We start from the raw sequence: 22,282 nt of genomic DNA on the forward strand, positions 1-22,282 counted from the left end.
CGACCACCGGGCCTGTGCCCACATGGGATGAGTGGAGATGGCGGGAATCGAACCCGCGTCCAACGGTGCGGAACCAGGGCTTCTCCGTGTGCAGTCTGGTACGAGTTTCTCGGCCCTCCGGATCACCCAGACAAGTCCGGAACGGGCTCAGTCACTGTTTGATTTCCCTCTTCACCCCGTGACCGGGATCAAGGTTTAGTCCCCTAGCTGATGCCAGGATCCGGGTCGGGAACAGCCCCGGGCTGACACTTCGCGAGTCGCTACTTAGGCAGCGAGGGCGAAGGAATCGCGCTTGGTGTTGGCGATTATTGGTTTCGGCGCGTGGTTAACGAGATCATTGCCGCTTCCTCGACACGCTTCCCCTGCTTCGACATCCGCTGTCGAAACCGATCATCCCCATGTTGATTTTTCAATGCGCCCTCTAGGAGCGCGTGCACCCTCTGTGGGGTGCGTGGCCCATCGTACGTGACCAACACGCACGGTTGCCAGCGTATTCCCGGCGGCCGTCGCCGGGTGACCGGCCAGGGTCACCTGGCGGCGTCCGCCGCCCGCTGCCGGCGCCGGGCCGCCGCGATGGCACGGCTCGCCTCGCGGGTGTCCTGCTTCTCCTTCAGCGTCTGGCGCTTGTCGTACTCCTTCTTGCCCTTGGCGAGCGCGATCTCGCACTTCACCCGGCCGCCCAGGAAGTACAGCGACAGGGGCACGATCGTGTGACCCGTCTCCGAGGACTTCTGCTCCAGCTTGTCGATCTCGGCGCGGTGCAGCAGCAGCTTGCGCTTCCGCTTCGCCGAGTGGTTGGTCCAGCTCCCCTGGGAGTACTCCGGAACGTGGATGTTGTGCAGCCAGGCCTCACCGCCGTCGATCTGGACGAAGCCGTCGACGAGCGACGCCCGGCCCATCCGCAGCGACTTCACCTCGGTGCCCATGAGCACCAGACCGCACTCGTAGGTGTCGAGGATGTGGTAGTCGTGCCGCGCCTTCTTGTTCTGCGCGATGAGCTTGCGCTCAGGCCCCTTGTCCTGGCTCTTCTTCTTCGCAGGCTTGCCCTGCACGTTGACGAGTCCCTTAGCCATAGTGCGGTCATTTTCGCACTACGAGCCCCCTCCGAGGCCACTCAATACCGTGCGGGCCCGCTCCTGCGCCCGGTCGCCGGCCGCTCCGCCGCCCTCGTCGCCGGCGACGAGGTCCGGGGTGATGCCCTGGCCGTCCACCGCGTGCCCGGAGGGCGTGCGGTAGTGGCCGACGGTGAGCTCGGCCACCGAGCCGTCGGGCAGGGTGCTCGGCATCTGCACCGAGCCCTTGCCGAAGGTGCGCGAGCCGACCGTCACGGCCCGGCCCCGGTCCTTGAGGGCGCCGGTCAGCAGCTCGGCCGCGCTCATGGTGCCGCCGTCGATCAGCGCCACCAGGGGCCGGGCGGTGTCGCCGCCGCGCTCCGCGTACACCGCGTGCTGCCGGCCGTCGACGTCGTAGGTGGCGACCAGACCGCCGTCCAGGAAGGCGGAGGCGGCCGTCCGGGCCTCGGCGAGCAGTCCGCCGGAGTTGCCGCGCAGGTCGAGCAGGACGCCGGCGTGGGCCGGCGCGGAGCGCACGGCCTGCCGTACCCGGTCCCCCGTGCCCTTGGTGAAGGCGGTGACCCGGATCAGCACCGTGCGGTCGTCGAGCCGGCGGACCGTGACCGGGTCCACGGCGAGCCGGGCCCGGCGCAGCGACCGGGTCCAGGCGTCCCCGCCGCGCTGGACGCCGAGGGCCACGGTGGAGCCGGGAACGCCGTCGCCGCGCAGCAGCGAGACGATCTCGGAGACGGAGAGCGCGTCGACCGGGCGGCCGTCCACGGCGGTGATCCGGTCACCGGGCCGCAGCCCGGCCCGCTCGGCCGGTCCGCCGGGCGTGACCCGGCTGATCTCGACCCGGTCCCGCGCGGCCCGGCGGGCGGAGAGCCCCACTCCGGTGTACGAGCCGCCGAGGGCCTGCTCGAACTCGGCGTACTCCTGCTTGTCGTAGACCGCGCCCCAGCGGTCGCCGCTGCGGCTGACGAAGTCCTCGGCGGCCTTCTTGCCCGACTTGCCGTCGGCCATGGCCTCGGCCGCGGCCCGGGCGAGCGCGGCGCGGTCGACGGTGTCCCGGCTTGCGGCGTCGCGACCGGCGGCCTCGCGGCCGGTGACGTCGCCGGTCGCCGCCGAGGCGGGCACGGGCTCGTAGGCCTGCTCCCCGCGGGGCAGCGCGCCGGTGGCGGCGGCCGTGCCGAGCACACCCGCGAAGACCAGCGTCAGAGCGGCCCCACGGAGGACTCCGCGGGGCCTTCGACAGAACTCGGGGCCGGCACCGGCACGCATGGCGCCCACTCTAGGACAAGCAGATGGCGCCGTACGGGGGTTGGCCGTACGACGCCATGCGCTCACGAGGAGTGAACTGTCACACCTTCAGGTACTTGCGCAACGCGACGAAGGCGGCCAGAGCCGGCATCAGCAGACCGATCGCGAGGACGAGCGGCAGCTTGGCGAAGACGGCGTCCCAGCCGATGAAGTTCACCAGCTGCATCTTCTCGGCGAGCGCGATGCCGTGGTCGATGAGGAAGTAGCGGCCGACGAGGAGCATCACACAGGCCACGGCGCCGCCGAGGAGACCCGCGAAGGCGGCCTCCATGATGAACGGCATCTGGATGTAGAAGTTGGTCGCGCCGACCAGGCGCATGATGCCGGTCTCCCGGCGCCGGCTGAAGGCCGAGACGCGCACCGTGTTGACGATCAGCATCAGCGCGATGACCAGCATGAGGCCCATGACGCCGAGGGCGGCGATGTTCATGCCGTTCATCAGGTCGAAGAGGTTCTGCAGGATGTTGCGCTGGTCCTGGACGGACTCGACGCCGTCACGCCCGGCGAAGGCGGTCGCGACCACCTTGTACTTCTCCGGGTCCTTGAGCTTGACCCGGAACGACTCCTGCATCTGGTCCGGCGTGACGACGGACGCGATGGCCGTGTCGCCGTACTGCTCCTTGTAGTGCTTGTAGGCCTCGTCGGCGGACTCGTGGTGGACCGTCTCGACGATGTCCATCTTCTTCAGATCGGCCTCGATCTGCTCGGCCTGCTCCTTGGTGACCGCGCCCTTGGCGCACTTGGCCGAGGTGGCGCCGTCGCTCTTGTTGCAGAGGAAGATGGAGACGTTGACCTTGTCGTACCAGTAGTCCTTCATCGTGCTGACCTGCTCGCGCATGAGCAGGGCACCGCCGAACAGGGCCAGCGACAGGGCCACGGACACGATGACGGCGAACGTCATCGTCAGATTGCGCCGGAGACCGACCCCGATCTCCGAGAGCACGAACTGAGCGCGCATGGTGTGACTTTCCCCTGTCCGCTCAGTGCTGGTAGCCGTAGACGCCGCGCGCCTGGTCGCGGACGAGGCGGCCCTTCTCGAGCTCGATCACGCGCTTGCGCATCTGGTCGACGATGTTCTGGTCGTGGGTCGCCATGACGACGGTGGTCCCTGTCCTGTTGATGCGGTCGAGCAGCTTCATGATGCCGACCGAGGTCTGCGGGTCGAGGTTGCCGGTGGGCTCGTCCGCGATCAGCAGCATCGGCCGGTTGACGAAGGCCCGGGCGATGGCGACGCGCTGCTGCTCACCGCCGGAGAGCTCGCCCGGCATGCGGTCCTCCTTGCCGCCGAGGCCGACCAGGTCGAGCACCTGGGGCACGGCCTTGCGGATCTCGCCGCGCGGCTTGCCGATGACCTCCTGCGCGAAGGCCACGTTCTCGGCGACCGTCTTGTTGGGCAGCAGTCGGAAGTCCTGGAAGACCGTCCCGAGCTGGCGGCGCATGTGAGGCACCTTCCAGTTGGACAGCCGGGCGAGGTCCTTGCCCAGGACGTGGACCTGTCCGTGGCTGGCGCGCTCCTCGCGCAGGATCAGCCGCAGGAAGGTCGACTTTCCGGAGCCGGAGGAACCGACGAGGAAGACGAACTCCCCCTTCTCGATCTCCAGGGAGACATCCCGGAGCGCGGGGCGGTTCTGCTTCGGATAGGACTTGGAGACGTTGTCGAATCGGATCACGGATGCACCACGGTCGGCCGGGAGTAGGTGTGCGTGACCATACGCGAGTCGGGATGGCCCGTGCAGTCGCGGTCCGGGCTTGCGTGCTTTATCCTTTTCGTCCTTCCGCTCGCACTCCCACGGGGCGCGCCGAAAAGCTCGGGAGCTGGCACAGTGGTAAAGGGAACGCTCGGATCGTGCCGGGCGTTGTCCTGATACGGACCCCTGCGGGAGGAGGAGAGCGCATGACCTATGACCGGCTGGTGTGCGCCAACTGCGCGGCCCCCGTCGCGGAGGGCCGCTGCCCCGTCTGCCGCGCGAACCGCGAGCGACTGCCCCAGCCCGCGGGTCTGACCCCGGCGATGCTGCTGACCCTGGTGATCGCCCTGGTGGCGGCGATGGCCCTGCTGGCGGTCGTACAGGGCGCATAGGCGCGGACGAGGGCGCGTAGGGGCCCCTGAAAGGCGTAGAGAAAGGGCCGGAGGTGCGGGAAGCACCTCCGGCCCTTTCACGCACGCTGCGCGCGCCTCAGGCTCTCACGGCCTCAGGCGGCGGTCCGCCCGCCGACGAGGCGCGGCAGGAAGCGGAAGCCGACGCCACCGGCGATCATGGTGGCGGCGCCGATGATCAGGAACGAGGTCTCGGCGGCGCCGGTCTCGGCCAGCTCCTCCTTGGCCTTGCCCTGCTCGACGGGCTGCGAGCCGGCGTTGTTGGTGCCCGGGTTGTTGTCGGCGCACTCGGCACCGTCGAGGTCGACGGTGCAGGTACCGGCGCCACCGTCGGTGGAGGAACCACCGGTGGTGGAGGAACCGCCGTTGTTGCCACCGTTGTCGCCGGTGCCACCGTTGTCGCCGGTGCCGCCGTTGTCACCGGTACCACCGTTGTTCCCGGTACCACCGTTGTTGCCGGTGCCGGACGAGGTGCCGGTGGACGTACCGGTCGAGGTGCCGGTCGACGTGCCCGTGGACGTACCGGACGAGGTGCCGGTCGACGTACCCGTGGACGTACCGGACGAGGTGCCGGTCGACGTACCCGTCGAGGTGCCGGTCGAGGTACCCGTGGACGTACCGGTCGAGGTGCCGGTCGACGTACCCGTGGACGTACCCGTCGAGGTACCGGTGGACGTACCCGTCGACGTACCGGTCGAGGTGCCCGTGGACGTGCCCTCGGACGTACCGGTGGACGTGCCCGTGGACGTGCCGGTCGAGGTGCCCGTCGAGGTACCGGTGGACGTACCCGTCGAGGTACCCGTGGACGTACCGGTCGAGGTGCCGGTCGACGTACCCGTGGACGTACCGGCGTCGACACCGCCGGGGCCCGTGCCACCGCTCTCCGCGCCGCCGTCCTCGTTGATGCCGAGGCCCGCGTCGACGCCCTGGTTCGTCACCGTGATGTCGGCCTCGACGCCGCCCACGGCCTGAGCGGCACCCGCGACGGTCAGCGACGCGCCGGCCGCGATCACGGCACCGGCAGCTATCCGCGCGACGCGGACCCGCGTCTTCTTGGTCATCTGGCTGCTACCCCCAGTAGCTGAAATCGTCTGTAGAGCCGCGCGCGGGGCTCCGGACACAGGGGGTGTCACACGTACTGGACCCGCCCCCGTTCGCACGCGCCCCAGAAACACGCATGCCGCATGCCACCCTTCCGAGTTTCCGATGGCGCGTCAAGGTCGTTGCGCGTGCGATGCCCGAAAGATCACCTTGTGCCCGCCATGCGGGGATGCAACTGTGACGTAAACCCGGAACTCCGGCCCCCACCACAGCAGTTCCCTTGTCGACAAAGCGTCAGCATCGCCCGATCGCCGCTTGCTCCCGCGAACGGACCGTCAGGTCGCCGTACGCGGACGGGCCCCGCTCACCATCGTGAGCGGGGCCCGTCCGCAACGTGCCGGGAAGCGCGCGGTCTTACGCGCCGGCGCCCTGTTCCTGCTGCTTGCGCCAGCGGATGCCCGCCTCCAGGAAGCCGTCGATCTCGCCGTCCAGGACGGACTGCGGGTTGCCGACCTCGAACTCGGTGCGGAGGTCCTTGACCATCTGGTACGGGTGGAGGACGTACGAGCGCATCTGGTTGCCCCAGGAGCTGCCGCCGTCGCCCTTCAGGGCGTCCATCCTGGCCCGCTCCTCCTGGCGCTGGCGCTCGAGGAGCTTCGCCTGGAGGACGTTCATGGCGCTCGCCTTGTTCTGGATCTGGGAGCGCTCGTTCTGGCAGGAGACCACGATGCCGGTCGGGATGTGCGTGATGCGCACGGCCGAGTCGGTCGTGTTGACGCCCTGGCCGCCGGGGCCCGAGGCGCGGTAGACGTCGACGCGCAGGTCCGACTCGTCGATGTCGACGTGGTCGGACTGCTCGACGACCGGGAGGATCTCGACGCCCGCGAAGGAGGTCTGGCGGCGGCCCTGGTTGTCGAAGGGCGAGATGCGGACCAGACGGTGGGTGCCCTGCTCGACGGAGAGGGTGCCGTAGGCGTACGGGGCCTTGACCACGAAGGTGGTCGACTTGATGCCGGCCTCTTCCGCGTACGAGGTCTCGTAGACCTCCGTCGAGTAGCCGTGGCGCTCGGCCCAGCGCAGGTACATGCGCTGGAGGCGCTCGGCGAAGTCGGAGGCGTCCACGCCGCCGGCCTCGGCCCGGATGTTGACCAGGGCCTCGCGCTCGTCGTACTCGCCGGAGAGGAGGGTGCGGACCTCCATCTCGTCGAGCGCCTTGCGGACGGCCACGAGCTCGGTCTCGGCCTCGGCCCGGGTGTCCGGGTCGTCCATCTCCTCGGCCAGCTCGAAGAGGACCGCGAGGTCGTCGATGCGGCCGCGCAGTGCCTCGGCCTTGCGCACCTCGGCCTGGAGGTGCGAAAGCTTGCTCGTGATCTTCTGCGCCGCCTCCGGGTCGTCCCACAGGGACGGGGCCGCGGCCTGCTCTTCGAGCACGGCGATGTCTGCCCTCATCTTGTCGAGGTCCAGGACGGCCTCGATCGACCCCATGGTCGAGGAGAGGGACTTCAGCTCTTCGGATACATCGACGACTGCCACGCGTCCAGCGTAACGGCTCCCGGCCGGGACCCGGACTCCCCCACGGCCCTCAGGTCCGCGACGCGCCTCCCGCGGCGGCCCGGGCCGGTGCCTGCCCGGCGGACCGGGCCGCGGACCCGGGCCCTGATCCGCCCGACGGGCCCTACGGCTGCTGGGACTGCTTGGAGTCCTGCGGCGGGGCCTCCTCGCCGCCCGAGGCCGCCACGTAGCCGCCGACGCCCAGCGCGCCCGCGATCACGACCGCGGTGACGGTGAGCGTGATCCGCCGCTTGCGGACCGCGTCGGCCTTGTGGCGCGCCGACCCGGGCCGCCGGGCGCCCGCCGGGCGCGGGGCGCGCGCGGTGCCCAGGGGGCCGCCGGAGAGCTCGTCGGGGCCGGGGACGCGCATGGAGGTGTGGGTGTCGCGGTTGGAGTCGGTGGAGGCGCCGGGGACCAGGGGGACGGCCGCCCTACGCGGGGCGGGCTCGCCCGCGGTCCCCGCGCCCGCTCCGCCCGTCGCGTACGGGTCCTCCTCGTGGCCGGGCTCGGTCGCCGGGTCCGCGTCCGGCTCGTCGACGTCGAGCGGCGGGATGCCCTTGAGCATGGGCAGCACGTCGCGCAGCCGGCTCGCGAGCTCGGATGCGCGCAGCCGGGAGGCGGGGGCCTTGGCCAGGCACTGGACGATCAGCTGCCACAGCTCCTCGGGGATGCCGGGCAGCGGGACGACGGTCTCGGTGACGTGGCGGCGCAGGACGGCGCCGGGGTGGCCGCCGCCGAACGGCGTGAACCCGGCGAGCAGCTCGTACAGGACCGTGGCGAGGGCGTAGATGTCGACGGCGGCGCGGGGCGGCAGGCCCTCGACGATCTCGGGGGCGAGGTAGTCGGGGGTGCCGATGATCCGGGTGGCCTTGGTGCGGCCGGGGGTGTCGATGAGCTTGGCGACGCCGAAGTCGGTGAGGAGGGCGGGGTGGGCGCCGCCGGGCCCGAGCGGGCCCTCCATGTCGAGCAGGATGTTCTCCGGCTTGACGTCGCGGTGGACGACGCCGGCCTTGTGGGCGGCGGCGAGGCCGTCGGCGACGTCGGCGATGATCGCGACGGCCGCCTCGGGCGCGAGCCGGCGCTCGCGGTCGAGGCGGGTGCGCAGATCGGTGCCGCGGACCAGGTCCATGACGAGCGCGAGGTCGTTGCCGTCGACGACGAGGTCGCGGACGGAGACGACGTGCGGGTGGTCGAGTCCGAGCAGCGCGGTGCGCTCCTGGACGAAGCGCCCGACGAGTTCCTGGTCGGAGGCGAGGTCCTCGCGCAGCAGCTTGATGGCGACGGGGCCCTCGGGGCCCTCGCCGAGCCACACCGTGCCGGCGCTGCCCCGCCCGAGGATCTGGTGGGCCGTGTAGCGGCTGCCGATATTCCGTGCCAAGACTGCTCCCTCAGCGGCTGCGGTTCGGCTCAAAGTTACGCGTCCGAAGGCGCCGACCGGCACTTCCGAGGGGAAATCACCCCTCGGAAGTCGACAAATCGATGTCGTGGCCTGCCGCTACCGCCCCGTCACTGCCCCGTACCGCCGGTAGCACCGCTGCCGCCGGTACCGCCCGCGCTGTCGCCGAGCGAGGAGACCCAGTCGGTGAAGGAGCTGATCGCGTCGCCGATGGCCTCCCAGTAGCCCTTGCCCTGGGCGACCCAGTCCTGGAGCGGCGTGAGCTCCCAGATCAGCCAGCCCGCGACCACGAACAGCAGGATCGTGAACAGGCAGCCCTTGAGGCAGCCGAGGCCCGGGATGCGCATCGGGTTGGCGCTGCGCTGACGCGGCGGGCGCGGCTCGCGCGGCGCCGGGGCGGGCGCGGGCGCCTGGGGCGGCGGCTGCGGCGGCACGTACTGCTGCTGCGGCGGCTGGGGCGCGTACTGCTGCCGCTGCGGGGGCTGCGGGGCGTACGGCTGGGGCTGCGGGGCCTGCTGGTACGGCTGCGGCGCCTGCGGCGGACGCTGCTGCTGCCGGTACTGCGGCTGCTGCTGCCCGTATCCCTGCCCGTAGCCCTGCTGCGGCGCGCCCTGCGGCGGCTGCGGGCGCCGCTGCGGACGGCGGCGCAGCGGGTCCTCGCTCGGGTCGAGGTACTGCACCTGCGTCTGCTCGTTGCGGTCGCGCAGCGCGCCCAGCTGGGTCTGCCAGGGGTGCGGCTGCTCGCCCGGCGCGTCCTGCGGTACGGGCGGCATGACCGCGGTCGGGTCGGCGACGTCCGCAGGGCCGCCGGCCGGGCCGCTGGTCGGCATCACGCTGGTCGGCGCCGCCGGGTCGTACTGCGGCGGCTGCGGGGCGCCCGCCGGGGCGGCCGAGCCGCTGGGCAGCACCTGGGTGGCACCGGCCGGGTCGACGCCCGGGGTCTCCGGGACCGGCGCCGGGGCCGGGTCGGGCGCGAGCAGCGCGCCGACGCCGTCGGCGGCCTCGATCTGGGCCGGGGTGGCGTGCACCCCGATGCCGGCGGCGACCGTGCGCAGTCCGCGGGCCAGGTTCTCGGCGCTGGGCCGCCGGTCCGGGTCCTTGCTGAGGCAGCGCTCTATCACCGTCCACAGCGGGCCCGGGACGGTCGAGGGGCGGCGCGGCTCCTCGCTCAGATGGCGGTGCAGGACCTCCAGGGCCGTGCCGCCGGCGAACGGCGGACGGCCGGTGACCAGCTCGTACAGGAGGATGCCGGCGCCGTAGATGTCGACGGCCGAGGTCTGCGGGCGGCCCTCGGCGGACTCGGGGGCGACGTAGGCGGGCGTGCCGACGAACTCGTGGGTGCGGGTCAGGCCCGGGGAGTCGGCGAGGCGCGCGATGCCGAAGTCGGTCAGCATCGGGAACATGGCGCCGTCCCGCTCGGCGAGCAGCACGTTGGCGGGCTTGAGGTCGCGGTGGACGACGCCGTCGGCGTGGCTGGCGGCGAGCGCGTCGGCGATCTGCGCGGTGAGCAGGGCGGCGGCGACCGGGGTGAGCGGGCCGTTCTCCCGGATGTAGCGGTGCAGGTCGGGGCCCTCGACGAGGTCCATGACGAGCGCGAGGACGTCGCCCTCCACGACCAGGTCGCGGGTGCGCACGATGTTGGGGTGGGTGAGCCGGAGCAGCACGGACCGCTCGCGCAGGAAGCGCATGACGATGTCCGCGTCGTTGGCCAGCTCCTCCTTGAGGACCTTGATCGCGACGGTCTCGCCGGGCTGGCCCGGCACCGCCGCCTCCGCGCCGGCCGTCTCCCGCTGGCGGGCTCGCCAGACGGTGCCCGTGGCGCCGCGGCCGAGCGGCTCCTCGAGCAGGTACTTGCTGCCGATAGGCCGCACGTCACGCGCTCCCTGCTGATCGTGGTCCTGGGGACCCGGGACGGGTTCCCGGGGTGGTGCGTCGAAGTCTCCCCGGAGTCCCTGTGTGTTCTGTGACCCGTCCGGGTGTCCGACCCACTTTAGTGCCGCCGAACGGGTCATCGACCGTCCACGGGATGGCCGATTCCCACGCCGTACGTGTCCGGAAAAGAGACGCCCTGCACAGGGCCCGGGTTGCGGGAAGGACGGCGAGACGTACGCAACCAGGCGAAATAGCGTCCATGCGCGACCGAACAAGATCACTTCCGGGCGACCCGGGGGCGGGTTGTCAGTGGCAGGTGCGAGGATGCCTGCAGCACGTCGTGTCGGGGTCGGGAGCCCCGCGCCGTGCCGACCTGTACCGGACGACGCGTCCGTACGGGGCGGGGGGAGCCAGTGGTCCGGTCCCCTGCCCGGTGCGCCGCGCAGAAGGGACCGCTGACGGCGATGCAGATCCGGCTGACCGTCCTCGCGCCGCACGCCGGCCACGGCGCCGGGCGCGCCTGCGACGTGCTCGTCACCGCGCCCGCGGGGACCGAGCTGGCCGCCGTGGCCTCCTCGCTCGCCGCGGCCGTCTCCGGCCCCGACACCTCCTCCTCCGGGACCACCGTGCTGTACGCGGGCGGGGAGCGGCTCGACAGCCGCCGCCGTCTGCTCGGCGAGCCCCCGCTGGTCGACGGGGCCGTGCTCTCTCTCCAGGTGCCGGGCCCGGACGACGCCATAGGCGAGGGCGCCCCGGCCCGGCTCCACGTGGTGTCGGGACCGGACGCCGGCGGTGTGCATCTGCTGCACGGCGGAGCGATCAGAATCGGCCGTTCTGTGGACGCGGACGTGCCGCTCGACGACCCGGACGTCTCCCGTGCGCACTGCACGGTGACGGTCGGCCCCGACGGCCGGGTCACGGTCACCGACGAGGGCTCCACGAACGGCACGACGCTCGACGGCACCGCGGTCGGCCCGCGCCCCGTCCGCTTCCCGCCCGGCGGCACCCTGCGGGTCGGCGAGTCCGCCCTGCGCCTGACCGGCCCGGGCGGTCCCGGCGGTCCCGGCGGTCCGGAGACGGCCCTCGCGACCGCGCCGGACGGTGAGGGCCACCTGCGGGTGACCCTCACCGAGGACGCCGCCCCCGGCACCGCCTCCCCGGCCGGGACGGGCCCCGCTCCCGGCGCGTACTCCCCGCCGTACGGCGCGGAGGCGGGACCGGGCAGCCAGGACGCCACCCACGGACAGGGCAGGGTGTACGGGCAGGAGCGGGCGCCCGGCCGGACCGACGGCCTGGCCTCCCCCGGCCTCGGCACCGCCCCGGCCTCCGACCCCGGCACCGGCTCCGACGCCGGACACGGGCACGCGCGCGCGGAGGAGCCCGCCGAACCCGAGGGTGAGATCGAGTCCCACAGCAGGACCCGGCAGACCCGGCGGCGCGGGCTCGGCGCCTGGGCCCGGCGGCTCGCGGGCGGCCGGGACGACGCCGGGGACGGCGAGTACGGCGTGACTCCCGTGCCCGCGTTCGCCGGCGCCCGCCCGGGCTCCGCGCCCGGCAGCGGCGCCGGCACCCCGCCCGACACCTGGCCGGATCCCGCCGCCGTGCTGCTCACCGCCCTCGGCCCCGGCCCGCGCCTGTGGGAGCGGCCCCCGGGCCACCCCGAGGCCCTGGTCGTCCGGCTCGGCACGACGGACCGCGCCGAGCTGTCCGGGGTGCCCGTCACCGTGGGACTGCGCGAGGTGGGCTCGCTCGGCCTCGCCGGACCCGCGCCGCGGCTCGCCGGGCTCGCCCGCTCCGTCGTGGCCCAGCTCGCCGCCCTGCACGCCCCCGGCGACCTGGAGATCGTCCTGGTCAGCGCCGACCGGAACCGGCCGCTCGACGAGCGGCGCCGGTCCTGGGCCTGGCTCGGCTGGCTCCCCCACACGCGGCCCGCGCACGGCCAGGACTGCCGGCTGCTCCTCGCCTACGACCGGGACCAGGCCCACGCGCGGTTCACCGAGCTCACCCGGCGCCTCGACGACGGCCCGCTCGGCCCCGGCTGGCCCAGCGCCGACCGGACGGCCGTCGCCAAGGCCGCCGCGCGCCACGAGGGACCCGCGACCGTGGTGATCGTCGACGGCGACCCGGGCACCGCCGCGCTGCGCGAGACGGCGGCGCGGCTCGCCGGGGCCGGACCGGCCTCCGGCATCCACCTGCTCTGCCTCGCCGAGGCGCCCGCCGCCTCACCGGCCTCGCCCGTCGCCGCGACCTACGAGTCGGCCTGCGCGGCTTCCCTCGCCTTCCGCGAGTGCGGGGCGGCGGCACTGCTCAGCGGCGACGTGGCGACCGCGCTGCGGCTGCTGCGGACGGCCGGCGGCCGGGCCGCGGGGCACGGCACGGTCGGCGTCGTCGACGCCGTGTCCGTCGCCTGGGCGGAGCGCTTCGGCCGGGCCCTGGCCCCGCTGCGTACGGAGACGGCCGGGGGTACCGGGCAGGGCCGGACGGCCGCCGCGCTGCCGCCGTCCGCCCGGCTCCTGGACGAGCTCGGCCTGGCCCGGGCCACTCCCGCGTCCCTCATGGCGCGCTGGGCCTCCGCCGCGGACGGCACCGCGGTCCTGGGCGCGGGCCCGCGCGGCCCGGTCGCCGTGGACCTCACGCAGGAGGGCCCGCACCTGCTCATCGAGGGCCCGGCGGGCAGCGGCCGTACGGAGCTGCTGCGGTCGATCGCCGCCTCGCTGGCCGCCGGGGCCCGCCCCGACCGGCTCGGCCTGCTCCTGGTCGACGGCGCGGGCGGCGAGCGCGGCGAGGGCCTCGCGGCCTGTACGGAGCTGCCGCACGCGACCGAGCACCTGGTGGCCTCCGACCCGGTGCGGATGCGGGAGTTCGCGCAGGCTCTGGGCGCGGAGCTGAAGCGCCGCGCCGAGCTCCTCGGCGACACCCACTTCGCCGACCGCCGCTCGACCCGGCTGATCGGCCAGCGCTCCGCGAGCCCGGCCGAATCCGTGCCGGCCGCCGGCCGCGCCTCCGCCCGGATCCCGGACGCCCGGATCCCGGACGCCCGCTCGGCGGCGGACCCGACGGACACCGCCGGCGGCCACCCCCACGGCCGCGCCACCGGCACCGGCACCGGGACGGGCAACGGAAGCGGCCCGGGCCAGGCGGGCGAGCGCACGCCGCCCCCGGGCTCGGACCTCCTGGGCGAGCGCACGCCGCCCCCCGGCTCGGACCTCCTCGGCGACCGGGCCAGCGGCCGCACCCTGCGCGTGGCGCCGGACGGCGCGGTCGGCGACACGCCCGGCGGCCGCACCCACCGCACCGGCGCGCTGCCGCTCGGCGACACGGCGAGCGGCCGGACCGCGCGCCCGCGCGAGGTGTACGACCAGCAGGCCGACACCGCCCCGTACCGCACACCGCCGCCCGGCTCCGACCTGCTCGGCGACCGGCCCAGCAGCCGCACCCTGCGGCTGACCGCCGACGGGACCCTGGGCGACGCGCCGAGCAGCCGCACCGACCCGGTGCGCAGCGGGCCGGCGGCCGAGGGCGCGGGCGCGCTGCCGCGGCTCGTGGTGCTCGTGGACGACTTCGACGCGCTGGTCGCGCCCGCGCTCGGCGCGCCCGGCCGGCCGGCGGCCGGTTCGGTGGTGCGCGCGCTCGAGGCGGTCGCGCGGAACGGGGCGCGGCTCGGGGTGCATCTGATCGCCGCCTCGGCGCGCCCGGACCGCACGGCGGACACGGAGCTGGCGCACGGCGCCCGGCTGCGGATCGTGCTCGACGCGCCGCCGCCCGCCGCGCCCGGCCCGGACGAGCCGCAGCCGGGCCGGGGCCGCCTCGGTCACCCGGACGGCCGGGTCACGCCGTTCCAGACGGGCCGGGTCACCGGGCGCATCCCGCGCACGGCGACGCTGCGCCCGACCGTCGTCCCGCTGGAGTGGGAGCGGATGGGCGACCCGCCGGCCCGCCGCCCGGTGCGCGAGCTGGGCAACGGCCCGACGGACCTGGCCCTGCTAGCCAGCGCCCTGGACCGGGCCGCGCGGTCCGTGGAGGCCACTCCGATACCGCCGCTGGTCTCACCCACGCACGCCTAGGCCGCTTCTTTCGGATCACGCCGGGAGCCCGGCAAGATCCGGAAGAGACGGCCTAGGTCGGTGGCTCGCACACCGGCGGACCCCGCCTCGATCCGCGCTTGACCCGACGTCACGAGCGCATCACGAATGCCCACTTGACACGGAAGGCGGTATTGCGGCCCTCCGGCACCCGGCGTAGACCTGAGCGCACGGGACCGGAAGACGCGGGAGAGGCGGGGCTCGGATGCGTAACGGCAGAACTCTTCGACTCGGTGTCGTGGCGGCGGTCGCCGTGCTCGCCGCCACGGGCTGCGGTGGTGACGGCGGCGGTGGCGACGGCACCGCGCCCGGCACCTCGGCCCCGGGCGGCGCGCCAGGCGTCGCGCTGCCCTCCCTCAAGGGTGAGAAGGTCGAGGTCGCCGCCGTCTGGACGGGCCCCGAACAGGCGAACTTCACCAAGGTCCTTAAGGAGTTCGAGAAGCGCACGGGCGCGACCGTCACCTTCGTGCCCGCCCAGGACCCGATCGTGAACTTCCTCGGCACGAAGATCGCGGGCGGCTCGCCGCCGGACGTGGCGATGCTGCCGCAGGTGGGCGCGATCCAGCAGGCCGCCGCCCAGAAGTGGCTCAAGCCGCTCGGCCCGGAGGCGAAGGCCCAGCTCGCGAAGAACTACTCGAAGGGCTGGCAGGACCTCGGCGCGGTCGACGGCACGTCGTACGGCGTCTACTTCAAGGCGGCCAACAAGTCCCTCGTCTGGTACAACGCGGCCGCGTTCGACAACGCGGGCGCGACCGAGCCGAAGTCCTGGAAGGATTTCCTCGCCACCGCCGAGACGATCTCCGCCTCGGGCGTCACGCCGGTGTCGGTCGGCGGCGCGGACGGCTGGACGCTCACCGACTGGTTCGAGAACGTCTACCTCTCCCAGGCGGGTCCGGAGAAGTACGACCAGCTGGCCAAGCACACCCTCAAGTGGACGGACCCGTCCGTCGCCCAGGCGCTCACCACCCTCGGCGAGCTGTTCGGCAAGCCGAACCTCCTCGCGGGCGGCACGAACGGCGCGCTGCAGACCGAGTTCCCCGTCTCCGTGACGCAGACCTTCACGGGCGGCGACCAGGCGAAGGCGGCGATGGTCTTCGAGGGTGACTTCTCGGCGGTGAACATCGCGGAGACCGGCGCGAAGATCGGTACGGACGCGAAGGTGTTCCCGTTCCCCGCCGTCGGCGACGGCGCCCAGCCGCCCGTGGTGACCGGCGGCGACGCGGCCGTGGCGCTGAAGGACACCAAGGGCGCGCAGGCGCTGCTGACCTTCCTCGCCTCGCCGGACGCGGCGCGGATCTGGGCGGCCGAGGGCGGCTTCCTGTCGCCGAACAAGGCGCTCGACCCGGCCGCGTACCCGAACGAGGTCCAGCGGAAGATCGCCACGTCGCTGATCGGCGCGGGTGACGCCTTCCGCTTCGACATGTCGGACCAGATGCCGCAGTCGTTCGGCGGGACGCCCGGGAAGGGCGAGTGGAAGGCGCTCCAGGACTTCCTGAAGAACCCCAAGGACGTGGCGGGCACGCAGGCCAGGCTGGAGGCCGAGGCGGCCAAGGCGTACAAGGGCTGACCGGTGGCCGGCGCACCCAGCACCACCCGCACCGACGTCGGCGACGGATCCGGCCGGCCGCCCGGGCCGGCCCCCGCCGCCGGCGTCCGCAGCGGCACGCGTACCCGTCACCGCAGGACCGTCACGGCCGCGGCGTTCCTGCTCCCCGCCCTCCTCCTGCTCGGCGCGCTCGTCGTCTATCCCATCGGGTACTCGGTCCAGCGCTCCTTCTTCGACCGGTCCGGGGACTCCTTCGCGGGCCTGGACAACTACGTCACGCTGTTCACGGACGACACCATCCGCACCGCCGTCCGCAACAACCTGGTCTGGGTGGTCGTCGCCCCGGCCGTGGCGACGGCCCTCGGGCTGATCTTCGCGGTGCTCACCGAACGGGTGCGCTGGGGAACGGCGTTCAAGCTGGTCGTCTTCATGCCGATGGCGATCTCCATGCTCGCCGCGGGGATCATCTTCAGGCTGGTCTACGAGCAGGACCCGGACCGCGGCGTGGCCAACGCCGTGTGGGTCGGGGTGCACGACACCTTCGCCGAGTCGTCGGGCTTCCCGCGCGCCAGGCCGCTGCCGGTGCACCCGCTGAAGGCGGCGGGCGGCGGGGCGTACGTCACCAAGTCGCCGGTGCGCGCCGGGGAGCCGGTCGCGCTGCCGCTGATCGGCGTGCCGCCGGCGCGGATGCCCGAGGACGCCCGCCCGGCCCGTACCCCCGCCGCCTCGGGCGACGGCGGCGGGATCTCCGGCACGGCGTGGCTGGACTTCACCCGGGGCGGCGGCGGGAAGCCGAACGCCGTCGACCCGAAGGAGCTCGGCCTCAAGGGGCTGCGCATCGAGGCCGTGAAGGACGGCCGGGTGGTGGCCCGGGCGTCGGCCGCCGCCGACGGCAGCTTCACCCTGCCGGCCGCCGCCGACGGCGCGGTGCTGCGGCTGCCCGCGAGCAACTTCCGCGAGCAGTACAACGGCGTCGCGTGGCTCGGCCCGAACCTCGTCACCCCGGCGATCATCGGCAGTTACGTGTGGATGTGGGCCGGGTTCGCGATGGTGCTGATCGCCGCCGGGCTCGCGGGCCTGCCGCGCGACGTCCTGGAGGCGGCCCGGGTCGACGGCGCGAACGAGTGGCAGGTGTTCCGCCGGATCACGGTGCCGCTGCTCGCGCCGGTCCTCGGCGTCGTCCTCGTCACCCTGATGATCAATGTCCTCAAGGTCTTCGACCTGGTCTTCATCATCGCGCCGGGCTCGGCGCAGGACGACGCGAACGTGCTCGCGCTCCAGCTGTACCGCTCGTCGTTCGGCACGGACGCGGACCTCGGGGTGGGCTCGGCGATCGCCGTGCTGCTCCTGCTGCTCGTCCTGCCGGTGATGGCCGTCAACATCCGCCGTATGCGAAGGGAGAACCGCAGGTGACGTCCTTCGCCTCACGCGCGGCCGGCGGGACCGCGGCCCGGCCCGCCGCCCGGACGACCTCGCGAACGGCCGCCCGCCTGGCCTCGCGGGCCGCCTCGGGCGCGATGCGGGTCTTCCTCGTCCTCGTCGCGCTGTTCTGGCTGATGCCGACGGTCGGGCTGCTGCTGTCCTCGCTGCGCTCGCCCTCCGACATCGCCTCCAGCGGCTGGTGGCAGGTCTTCACCGCGCCGGCGCAGCTGACCACCGAGAACTACCGTGATCTGCTCGCGAACGACGCGATCACCGGCTCCCTCGTGTCCACGGTCCTGATCACCGTCCCGGCCACGCTCCTGGTGATCGTGATCGGCGCCTTCGCCGGCTACGCCTTCGCGTGGCTGGACTTCCCGGGCCGGGACTGGTGGTTCCTGCTGGTCGTCGCCCTGCTCGTGGTGCCGGTGCAGGTGGCGCTCGTGCCCGTGTCGAAGCTGTTCGGCGCGGTCGGGATCTTCGAGACGACGCTGGGCGTGGTGCTGTTCCACACGGCCTTCGGCCTGCCGTTCGCGATCTTCCTGCTGCGGAACTTCTTCGCGGAGATCCCGCGCGAACTCCTGGAGGCGGCCCGGCTCGACGGGGCCGGCGAGATCCGGCTGTTCACCCGGGTGGTGCTGCCGCTGGGCGGTCCGGCGGTGGCCTCGCTCGGCATCTTCCAGTTCCTGTGGGTGTGGAACGACATGCTGGTGGCGCTGATCTTCGCGGACGCCCAGTCGCCGCCGATCACGGTGGCGCTCCAGCAGCAGGTGCGGCAGTTCGGCAACAACGTCGACGTGCTCGCGCCGGGCGCGTTCGTGTCGATGGTGATCCCGCTGCTCGTCTTCTTCGCGTTCCAGCGGCAGTTCGTGTCCGGTGTGATGGCGGGCGCCGTGAAGTGACGGCGCCCTGAGGGGCCTTGCGCGAGGCAGGGCGAGGACCGCCTGAGGGGTTACGCCGTGAGCGCGGCCGCCGCCGCCCTGAGGAGCGTCACGCCGTGAGCGCGGCGACCGCCGAGCGCGCCAGGTCGTCGAGGTAGCCCTCCGGCAGCTCGGTGCGCACGACCACGAGCCGCCAGTAGAGCGGGCCGACGACGAGGTCCAGGGCCCGGTCGGGGTCGGCGTCCCCGGGCAGTTCGCCGCGCTCGACGGCGCCGCGCACCACCTGGGCCACGACGCCCTGCTGCGGGTCGAGCAGGGCGGCCTTCAGGGTGTCGGCGATCTCGGGGTGCCGGGCGGCCTCGACGAGCAGGTCGGGGATGACCTGCGAGGCCACCGGGTGACGCAGGGCGTGGGCGGCGACCTCCAGGAGGGCGCGGACGTCGCCGAGCAGGGAGCCGGTGGCCGGGGTGGGCAGGCCCTGGACGGCGAGGGCGCCGACGAGGTCGAGGACCAGCGACAGCTTCGACTTCCACCGGCGGTAGACGGCGGTCTTGCCGACTCCGGCCCGGCGGGCGATGCCTTCGATGGACATCCGGGCGAAGCCGACCGCGGCCAGTTCCTCGAAGACGGCGGCGCGGATGGCCTCGGTGACGTCCTCCCGGAGCACGGCGGCTCCCGCGGGGGCGCGGCGAGGGCTTCGCGGGCTTCCGTCAGGTGTCGTCATGCACAGGATCTTAACCAGCGGTTACGCGCGGGCTCACGGAACGACGGAACGGTTGCGTTCCGACGTAGAGCCGTCCTACTCTCCACGTAGCGACGATACGGACCCGTTCCATCGAAAGCGAACCACGTGACGTGACCACCCACAGCGACACCCTCGCGCGCACCGCGCCCGCTCCCCCGGCCCCGCCCTCCTCCGAGGAGCTGCGCGCCCTCGCGCTGCGCCACGGACTCACCGTGAGCGGCGCCCGCCCCTCGCTCCCCGCGTACGTACGGCAGCTGTGGTCCCGCCGGGACTTCGTCACCGCGTTCGCCACGGCCAAGCTGACGGCGCAGTACAGCCGCGCGCGGCTCGGCCAGCTCTGGCAGGTGGTGACGCCGCTGCTCAACGCGGCCGTCTACTACGTGATCTTCGGCGTCCTGATGGACGTCCAGCGGGGAGTCCCGGACTACGTCCCGTTCCTGCTCACGGGCGTCTTCGTGTGGACCTTCACCTCACAGACGATCATGACCGGCACCCGCGCCATCAGCGGCAATCTGGGACTGGTCCGCGCCCTGCACTTCCCGCGCGCGAGCCTGCCGATCGCGCTCGCGCTCCAGCAGCTCCAGCAGCTGGTCTTCTCGCTCGGCGCGCTGGTCGTGATCCTCTTCTGCTTCGGTGAGTTCCCGCGGCCGAGCTGGCTCCTGGCCGTCCCCGCGCTGGCGCTCCAGACCCTGTTCAGCACCGGCCTCGCGCTGGTGACGGCCCGGCTGGCGGCCCGTACGCCGGACATCTCGCAGCTGATGCCGTTCGTGCTGCGCACCTGGATGTACGCCTCCGGGGTCATGTGGTCCATCGCCCATCTCACCCGGGGCCGCGACCTGCCGCACGGGGTGGTCCTGGCGCTGCAGGCCAACCCCGCCGCCGTCTACATCGACCTGATGCGCTTCGCGCTCGTCGAGAGCTTCACCGGCGACCGGCTCCCGCCGCACGTGTGGGCGCTCGCCACCGGCTGGGCACTGCTCGCCTTCGCCGGCGGCTTCATCTACTTCTGGAAGGCGGAGGAGACCTACGGCCGTGGCTGACCACGCACACACGAACCAGGGCCCCCGGGAGCGCCGGGACTGCCGCGATCCCCACGACCGCGAACCCACCGTCGTCGCCGACGGCGTCCACGTCACCTACACCGAGCGTGGCCGCTCCCGGAGCGTCCACGCGGTCAGGGGCGTCAGCTTCGCCGCGTACCGGGGCGAGGCGATCGGCCTGATCGGTTCGAACGGCTCGGGCAAGTCCACCCTCCTCAAGGCCGTCGCGGGCCTGCTGCCCACCAGCGGCGGCCGGATCTACACCCGCGGCCGTCCGGCCCTGCTCGGGGTCAACGCGGCCCTGATGGGTGACCTGACCGGCGAACGGAACGTCATCCTCGGCGGGCTCGCGATGGGCATGAGCCGCAAGGAGATCGCCGCCCGCTACGCCGGCATCGTCGAGTTCTCCGGCATCAACGACAAGGACGAGGACGCCATCTCGCGCCCGATGCGCACCTACTCCTCCGGCATGGGCGCCCGGCTGCGCTTCTCCATCGCCGCGGCCCGCAGCCACGACGTCCTGCTCATCGACGAGGCCCTGGCGACCGGCGACGCGCCCTTCCGGCGCCGCAGCCGGCGGCGCATCGACGAGCTGCGCGCCGAGGCGGGCACGGTCTTCCTGGTCAGCCACTCGAACTCCACCATCACCGAGACCTGCGACCGGGCGCTGTGGCTGGAGGCCGGCACGCTGCGGATGGACGGCCCGGCGGACGAGGTGGTGGCGGCGTACGAGCGCTTCACGGGCGGCGTCACCGGAACGGCCGCCAAGACCGTAACAAAGGCGACATAGCGGACTACAGTGCGGTGGGGTGACGACCGATCCGCCCTCACCCGAACCCACCCGCACCACCGGCCCGCCCCCGCACGCGGCCGCCCACGCCGGTGCCGGGTCAGGGCCACCCGGCCCCACCCGCACCGAGCCGGCGCCGCCCGCCCTCACGCGCTCGCCCTTCGAGTCGGAGACCTTCACCTCCGCGACCTTCGTGACCGTCGGCAGCGGGCCGCTCCTCGCCCTCGCCGCCGTCTGGGTGCTCACCCGCGCCGGGATGCTGCTGCTCCTGGTCCGCGACAGCCTCGGCATCGGCGGCGTCGCCAGCGAGGTGTACGGGCTCTACCGGCACTGGTACGACCAGTTCGCCCACGGCACCTTCCCGCCCGGCGACGTCACCTGGCAGTACCCGCCCGGCGCGGGCCTGGTCATCATGTCGCCGGGCGCCCTGCCCTGGCTCACCTACTTCCAGGCCTTCGTCCTCCTCGCCCTGCTCGCCGACGCCGCCGTCACCGCCGCGCTCGCCCGCGCCGACAGCGCCCGGCTCACCCACGGCGCCTGGTACTGGGCCCTCGGCCTGCCGCTGCTCCTGCACATCCCGCTCGCCCGCTACGACGTGCAGACCACCGCACTGGCCGTCCTCGCGCTGCTCGCCCTCGCCTCCCGCTCCGCCGCCGCCCACCGGATCGGCGGCGCGCTCGCCGGCATCGGCGCCATGGTCAAGGTCTGGCCCGCGCTCGCCCTGATCGGCACCCCGCGCGGCCGCACCACCCGCGACGCCTGGACCGCCGCCGTGGTCACCGCCACGACCCTGCTGGCCGTCCTCGCGCTGCTCTTCGCCGAGCCCCTCGGCTTCCTGCGCCAGCAGGGCAGCCGGGGCGTCCAGATCGAATCGCTCGGCGGCACCGGACTCGCCCTCGCCAGGGCCGCCGGCATCTGGCCGGGCACCACCCAGTTCCGCTACGGCGCCTTCGAGTACGTCGGCCCGTACGTCTCCACCATCGGCCACCTGGCGCTGCTCCTGACCGCCGCCGCCTTCATCTGGCTGCTGTTCTGGCGGATCAGGGCCGGCCGCTGGACCGAGGCCACCCCGCTCGACGCGGCCCTCGCCGCCGTCCTGCTGTTCACCGTCACCAGCCGGGTGATCAGCCCCCAGTACATGATCTGGCTGCTCGGCCTGGCCGCGGTCTGCCTCACCTCACGCCGCACGGTCATGCGCCCGGTCGCCCTGCTGCTCCTCCCGGCCGCGGCCCTCAGCTCCCTCGCGTACCCGGTGCTCTACCTGGACGTCGTCGCCGGCACCTGGCAGGGCCTCGCCGTGATGGTGCTGCGCAACTCGCTCCTCGTCGCCGCGGCGGTGCTCGCCGCACGCCGCCTGTGGACGTCCACGGTCCCCTCGTAGCGGCGTCACTCGCAGAGGAAAAGGGGGCGCCCCCGCCGGGTTCGTACCGGCGGGGGCGCCCCTTTCCG

General features: G+C 73.4%; 17 protein-coding genes and 1 other RNA gene. 8 read left to right on the top strand and 10 right to left on the bottom strand.

The window, feature by feature from the left end; genetic code table 11:
• Nucleotides 1–29: 29 nt before the first annotated feature.
• From ssrA to ftsE, 5 genes are all read right to left on the bottom strand, one after another.
• Nucleotides 30–398: a transfer-messenger RNA gene (gene ssrA, locus ACFVGS_RS12770) on the bottom strand.
• A 129-nt stretch (nucleotides 399–527) separates the two neighbouring features.
• Nucleotides 528–1,073 carry an SsrA-binding protein SmpB gene (gene smpB, locus ACFVGS_RS12775; RefSeq protein WP_384408907.1) on the bottom strand — a complete coding sequence of 182 codons (546 nt, stop codon included), beginning with the start codon at nucleotides 1,071–1,073 and terminating at the stop codon, nucleotides 528–530.
• An 18-nt stretch (nucleotides 1,074–1,091) separates the two neighbouring features.
• Nucleotides 1,092–2,333, bottom strand: a complete 1,242-nt coding sequence (locus tag ACFVGS_RS12780; RefSeq protein ID WP_385692477.1) for a S41 family peptidase — start codon at nucleotides 2,331–2,333, stop codon at nucleotides 1,092–1,094.
• A gap of 79 nt (nucleotides 2,334–2,412) precedes the next feature.
• Nucleotides 2,413–3,330, bottom strand: coding sequence for a permease-like cell division protein FtsX (gene ftsX, locus ACFVGS_RS12785; protein ID WP_384408902.1), 918 nt, complete (start codon nucleotides 3,328–3,330; stop codon nucleotides 2,413–2,415).
• A 22-nt stretch (nucleotides 3,331–3,352) separates the two neighbouring features.
• Nucleotides 3,353–4,042, bottom strand: a complete 690-nt coding sequence (gene ftsE / locus ACFVGS_RS12790) for a cell division ATP-binding protein FtsE (protein WP_345487862.1) — start codon at nucleotides 4,040–4,042, stop codon at nucleotides 3,353–3,355.
• Between the two features lie 224 nt (nucleotides 4,043–4,266).
• On the opposite strand from ftsE, the gene ACFVGS_RS12795 reads away from it, so the two are divergent.
• Nucleotides 4,267–4,452 (top strand): hypothetical protein, encoded by a 186-nt coding sequence (locus ACFVGS_RS12795; protein ID WP_128983759.1) that lies wholly within the window; start codon nucleotides 4,267–4,269, stop codon nucleotides 4,450–4,452.
• 113 nt (nucleotides 4,453–4,565) lie between these two features.
• Here ACFVGS_RS12795 and ACFVGS_RS12800 read toward each other — a convergent pair whose 3' ends face one another.
• The 4 genes from ACFVGS_RS12800 to ACFVGS_RS12815 form a co-directional block, all read right to left on the bottom strand.
• Nucleotides 4,566–5,531, bottom strand: a complete 966-nt coding sequence (locus ACFVGS_RS12800; protein WP_385692478.1) for a hypothetical protein — start codon at nucleotides 5,529–5,531, stop codon at nucleotides 4,566–4,568.
• 394 nt (nucleotides 5,532–5,925) lie between these two features.
• The gene (prfB, locus tag ACFVGS_RS12805) at nucleotides 5,926–7,044 is read right to left on the bottom strand and encodes a peptide chain release factor 2 (protein ID WP_385435717.1); all 1,119 of its coding nucleotides are present in this window, start codon (nucleotides 7,042–7,044) and stop codon (nucleotides 5,926–5,928) included.
• Between the two features lie 142 nt (nucleotides 7,045–7,186).
• Nucleotides 7,187–8,440 (bottom strand): serine/threonine-protein kinase, encoded by a 1,254-nt coding sequence (locus ACFVGS_RS12810; protein WP_385692479.1) that lies wholly within the window; start codon nucleotides 8,438–8,440, stop codon nucleotides 7,187–7,189.
• A 128-nt stretch (nucleotides 8,441–8,568) separates the two neighbouring features.
• Nucleotides 8,569–10,329, bottom strand: a complete 1,761-nt coding sequence (locus ACFVGS_RS12815; protein ID WP_384421382.1) for a serine/threonine-protein kinase — start codon at nucleotides 10,327–10,329, stop codon at nucleotides 8,569–8,571.
• 465 nt (nucleotides 10,330–10,794) lie between these two features.
• Here ACFVGS_RS12815 and ACFVGS_RS12820 point away from each other — a divergent pair, with 465 nt between their 5' ends.
• The 4 genes from ACFVGS_RS12820 to ACFVGS_RS12835 all read left to right on the top strand — a co-directional run bounded on the left by ACFVGS_RS12820 (nucleotide 10,795) and on the right by ACFVGS_RS12835 (nucleotide 18,279).
• Complete coding sequence (locus ACFVGS_RS12820; RefSeq protein WP_385692480.1) at nucleotides 10,795–14,394, top strand: FtsK/SpoIIIE domain-containing protein; 3,600 nt, start codon at nucleotides 10,795–10,797, stop codon at nucleotides 14,392–14,394.
• 223 nt (nucleotides 14,395–14,617) lie between these two features.
• Nucleotides 14,618–15,979, top strand: coding sequence for an ABC transporter substrate-binding protein (locus ACFVGS_RS12825; protein ID WP_384421386.1), 1,362 nt, complete (start codon nucleotides 14,618–14,620; stop codon nucleotides 15,977–15,979).
• A gap of 3 nt (nucleotides 15,980–15,982) precedes the next feature.
• Nucleotides 15,983–17,371: a carbohydrate ABC transporter permease gene (locus ACFVGS_RS12830; RefSeq protein ID WP_385692481.1), complete on the top strand. Its 1,389-nt coding sequence runs from the start codon at nucleotides 15,983–15,985 to the stop codon at nucleotides 17,369–17,371.
• Nucleotides 17,368–18,279 carry a carbohydrate ABC transporter permease gene (locus tag ACFVGS_RS12835; protein WP_384421390.1) on the top strand — a complete coding sequence of 304 codons (912 nt, stop codon included), beginning with the start codon at nucleotides 17,368–17,370 and terminating at the stop codon, nucleotides 18,277–18,279. The genes ACFVGS_RS12830 and ACFVGS_RS12835 overlap by 4 nt, the downstream gene beginning before the upstream one ends.
• A gap of 88 nt (nucleotides 18,280–18,367) precedes the next feature.
• Here the strand turns inward: ACFVGS_RS12835 and ACFVGS_RS12840 are convergent, their stop codons facing one another.
• Nucleotides 18,368–18,982 carry a TetR/AcrR family transcriptional regulator gene (locus tag ACFVGS_RS12840; RefSeq protein WP_385692482.1) on the bottom strand — a complete coding sequence of 205 codons (615 nt, stop codon included), beginning with the start codon at nucleotides 18,980–18,982 and terminating at the stop codon, nucleotides 18,368–18,370.
• Nucleotides 18,983–19,113: 131 nt separating this feature from the next.
• On the opposite strand from ACFVGS_RS12840, the gene ACFVGS_RS12845 reads away from it, so the two are divergent.
• The 3 genes from ACFVGS_RS12845 (at nucleotide 19,114) to ACFVGS_RS12855 (ending at nucleotide 22,214) form a co-directional block, all read left to right on the top strand.
• A complete protein-coding gene (locus tag ACFVGS_RS12845; RefSeq protein WP_384421394.1) occupies nucleotides 19,114–20,043 on the top strand; it encodes an ABC transporter permease in 930 nt (309 codons plus the stop codon).
• Nucleotides 20,036–20,833, top strand: coding sequence for an ABC transporter ATP-binding protein (locus ACFVGS_RS12850; RefSeq protein WP_385692483.1), 798 nt, complete (start codon nucleotides 20,036–20,038; stop codon nucleotides 20,831–20,833). Before ACFVGS_RS12845 ends, ACFVGS_RS12850 begins: the two co-directional genes overlap by 8 nt.
• Nucleotides 20,834–21,089: 256 nt before the next feature.
• Nucleotides 21,090–22,214: a glycosyltransferase 87 family protein gene (locus tag ACFVGS_RS12855; RefSeq protein ID WP_385692497.1), complete on the top strand. Its 1,125-nt coding sequence runs from the start codon at nucleotides 21,090–21,092 to the stop codon at nucleotides 22,212–22,214.
• Nucleotides 22,215–22,282 lie beyond the last annotated feature (68 nt).

Source organism: Streptomyces sp. NPDC127114, from assembly GCF_042677525.1.
In the GTDB taxonomy this organism is placed as follows: domain Bacteria; phylum Actinomycetota; class Actinomycetes; order Streptomycetales; family Streptomycetaceae; genus Streptomyces.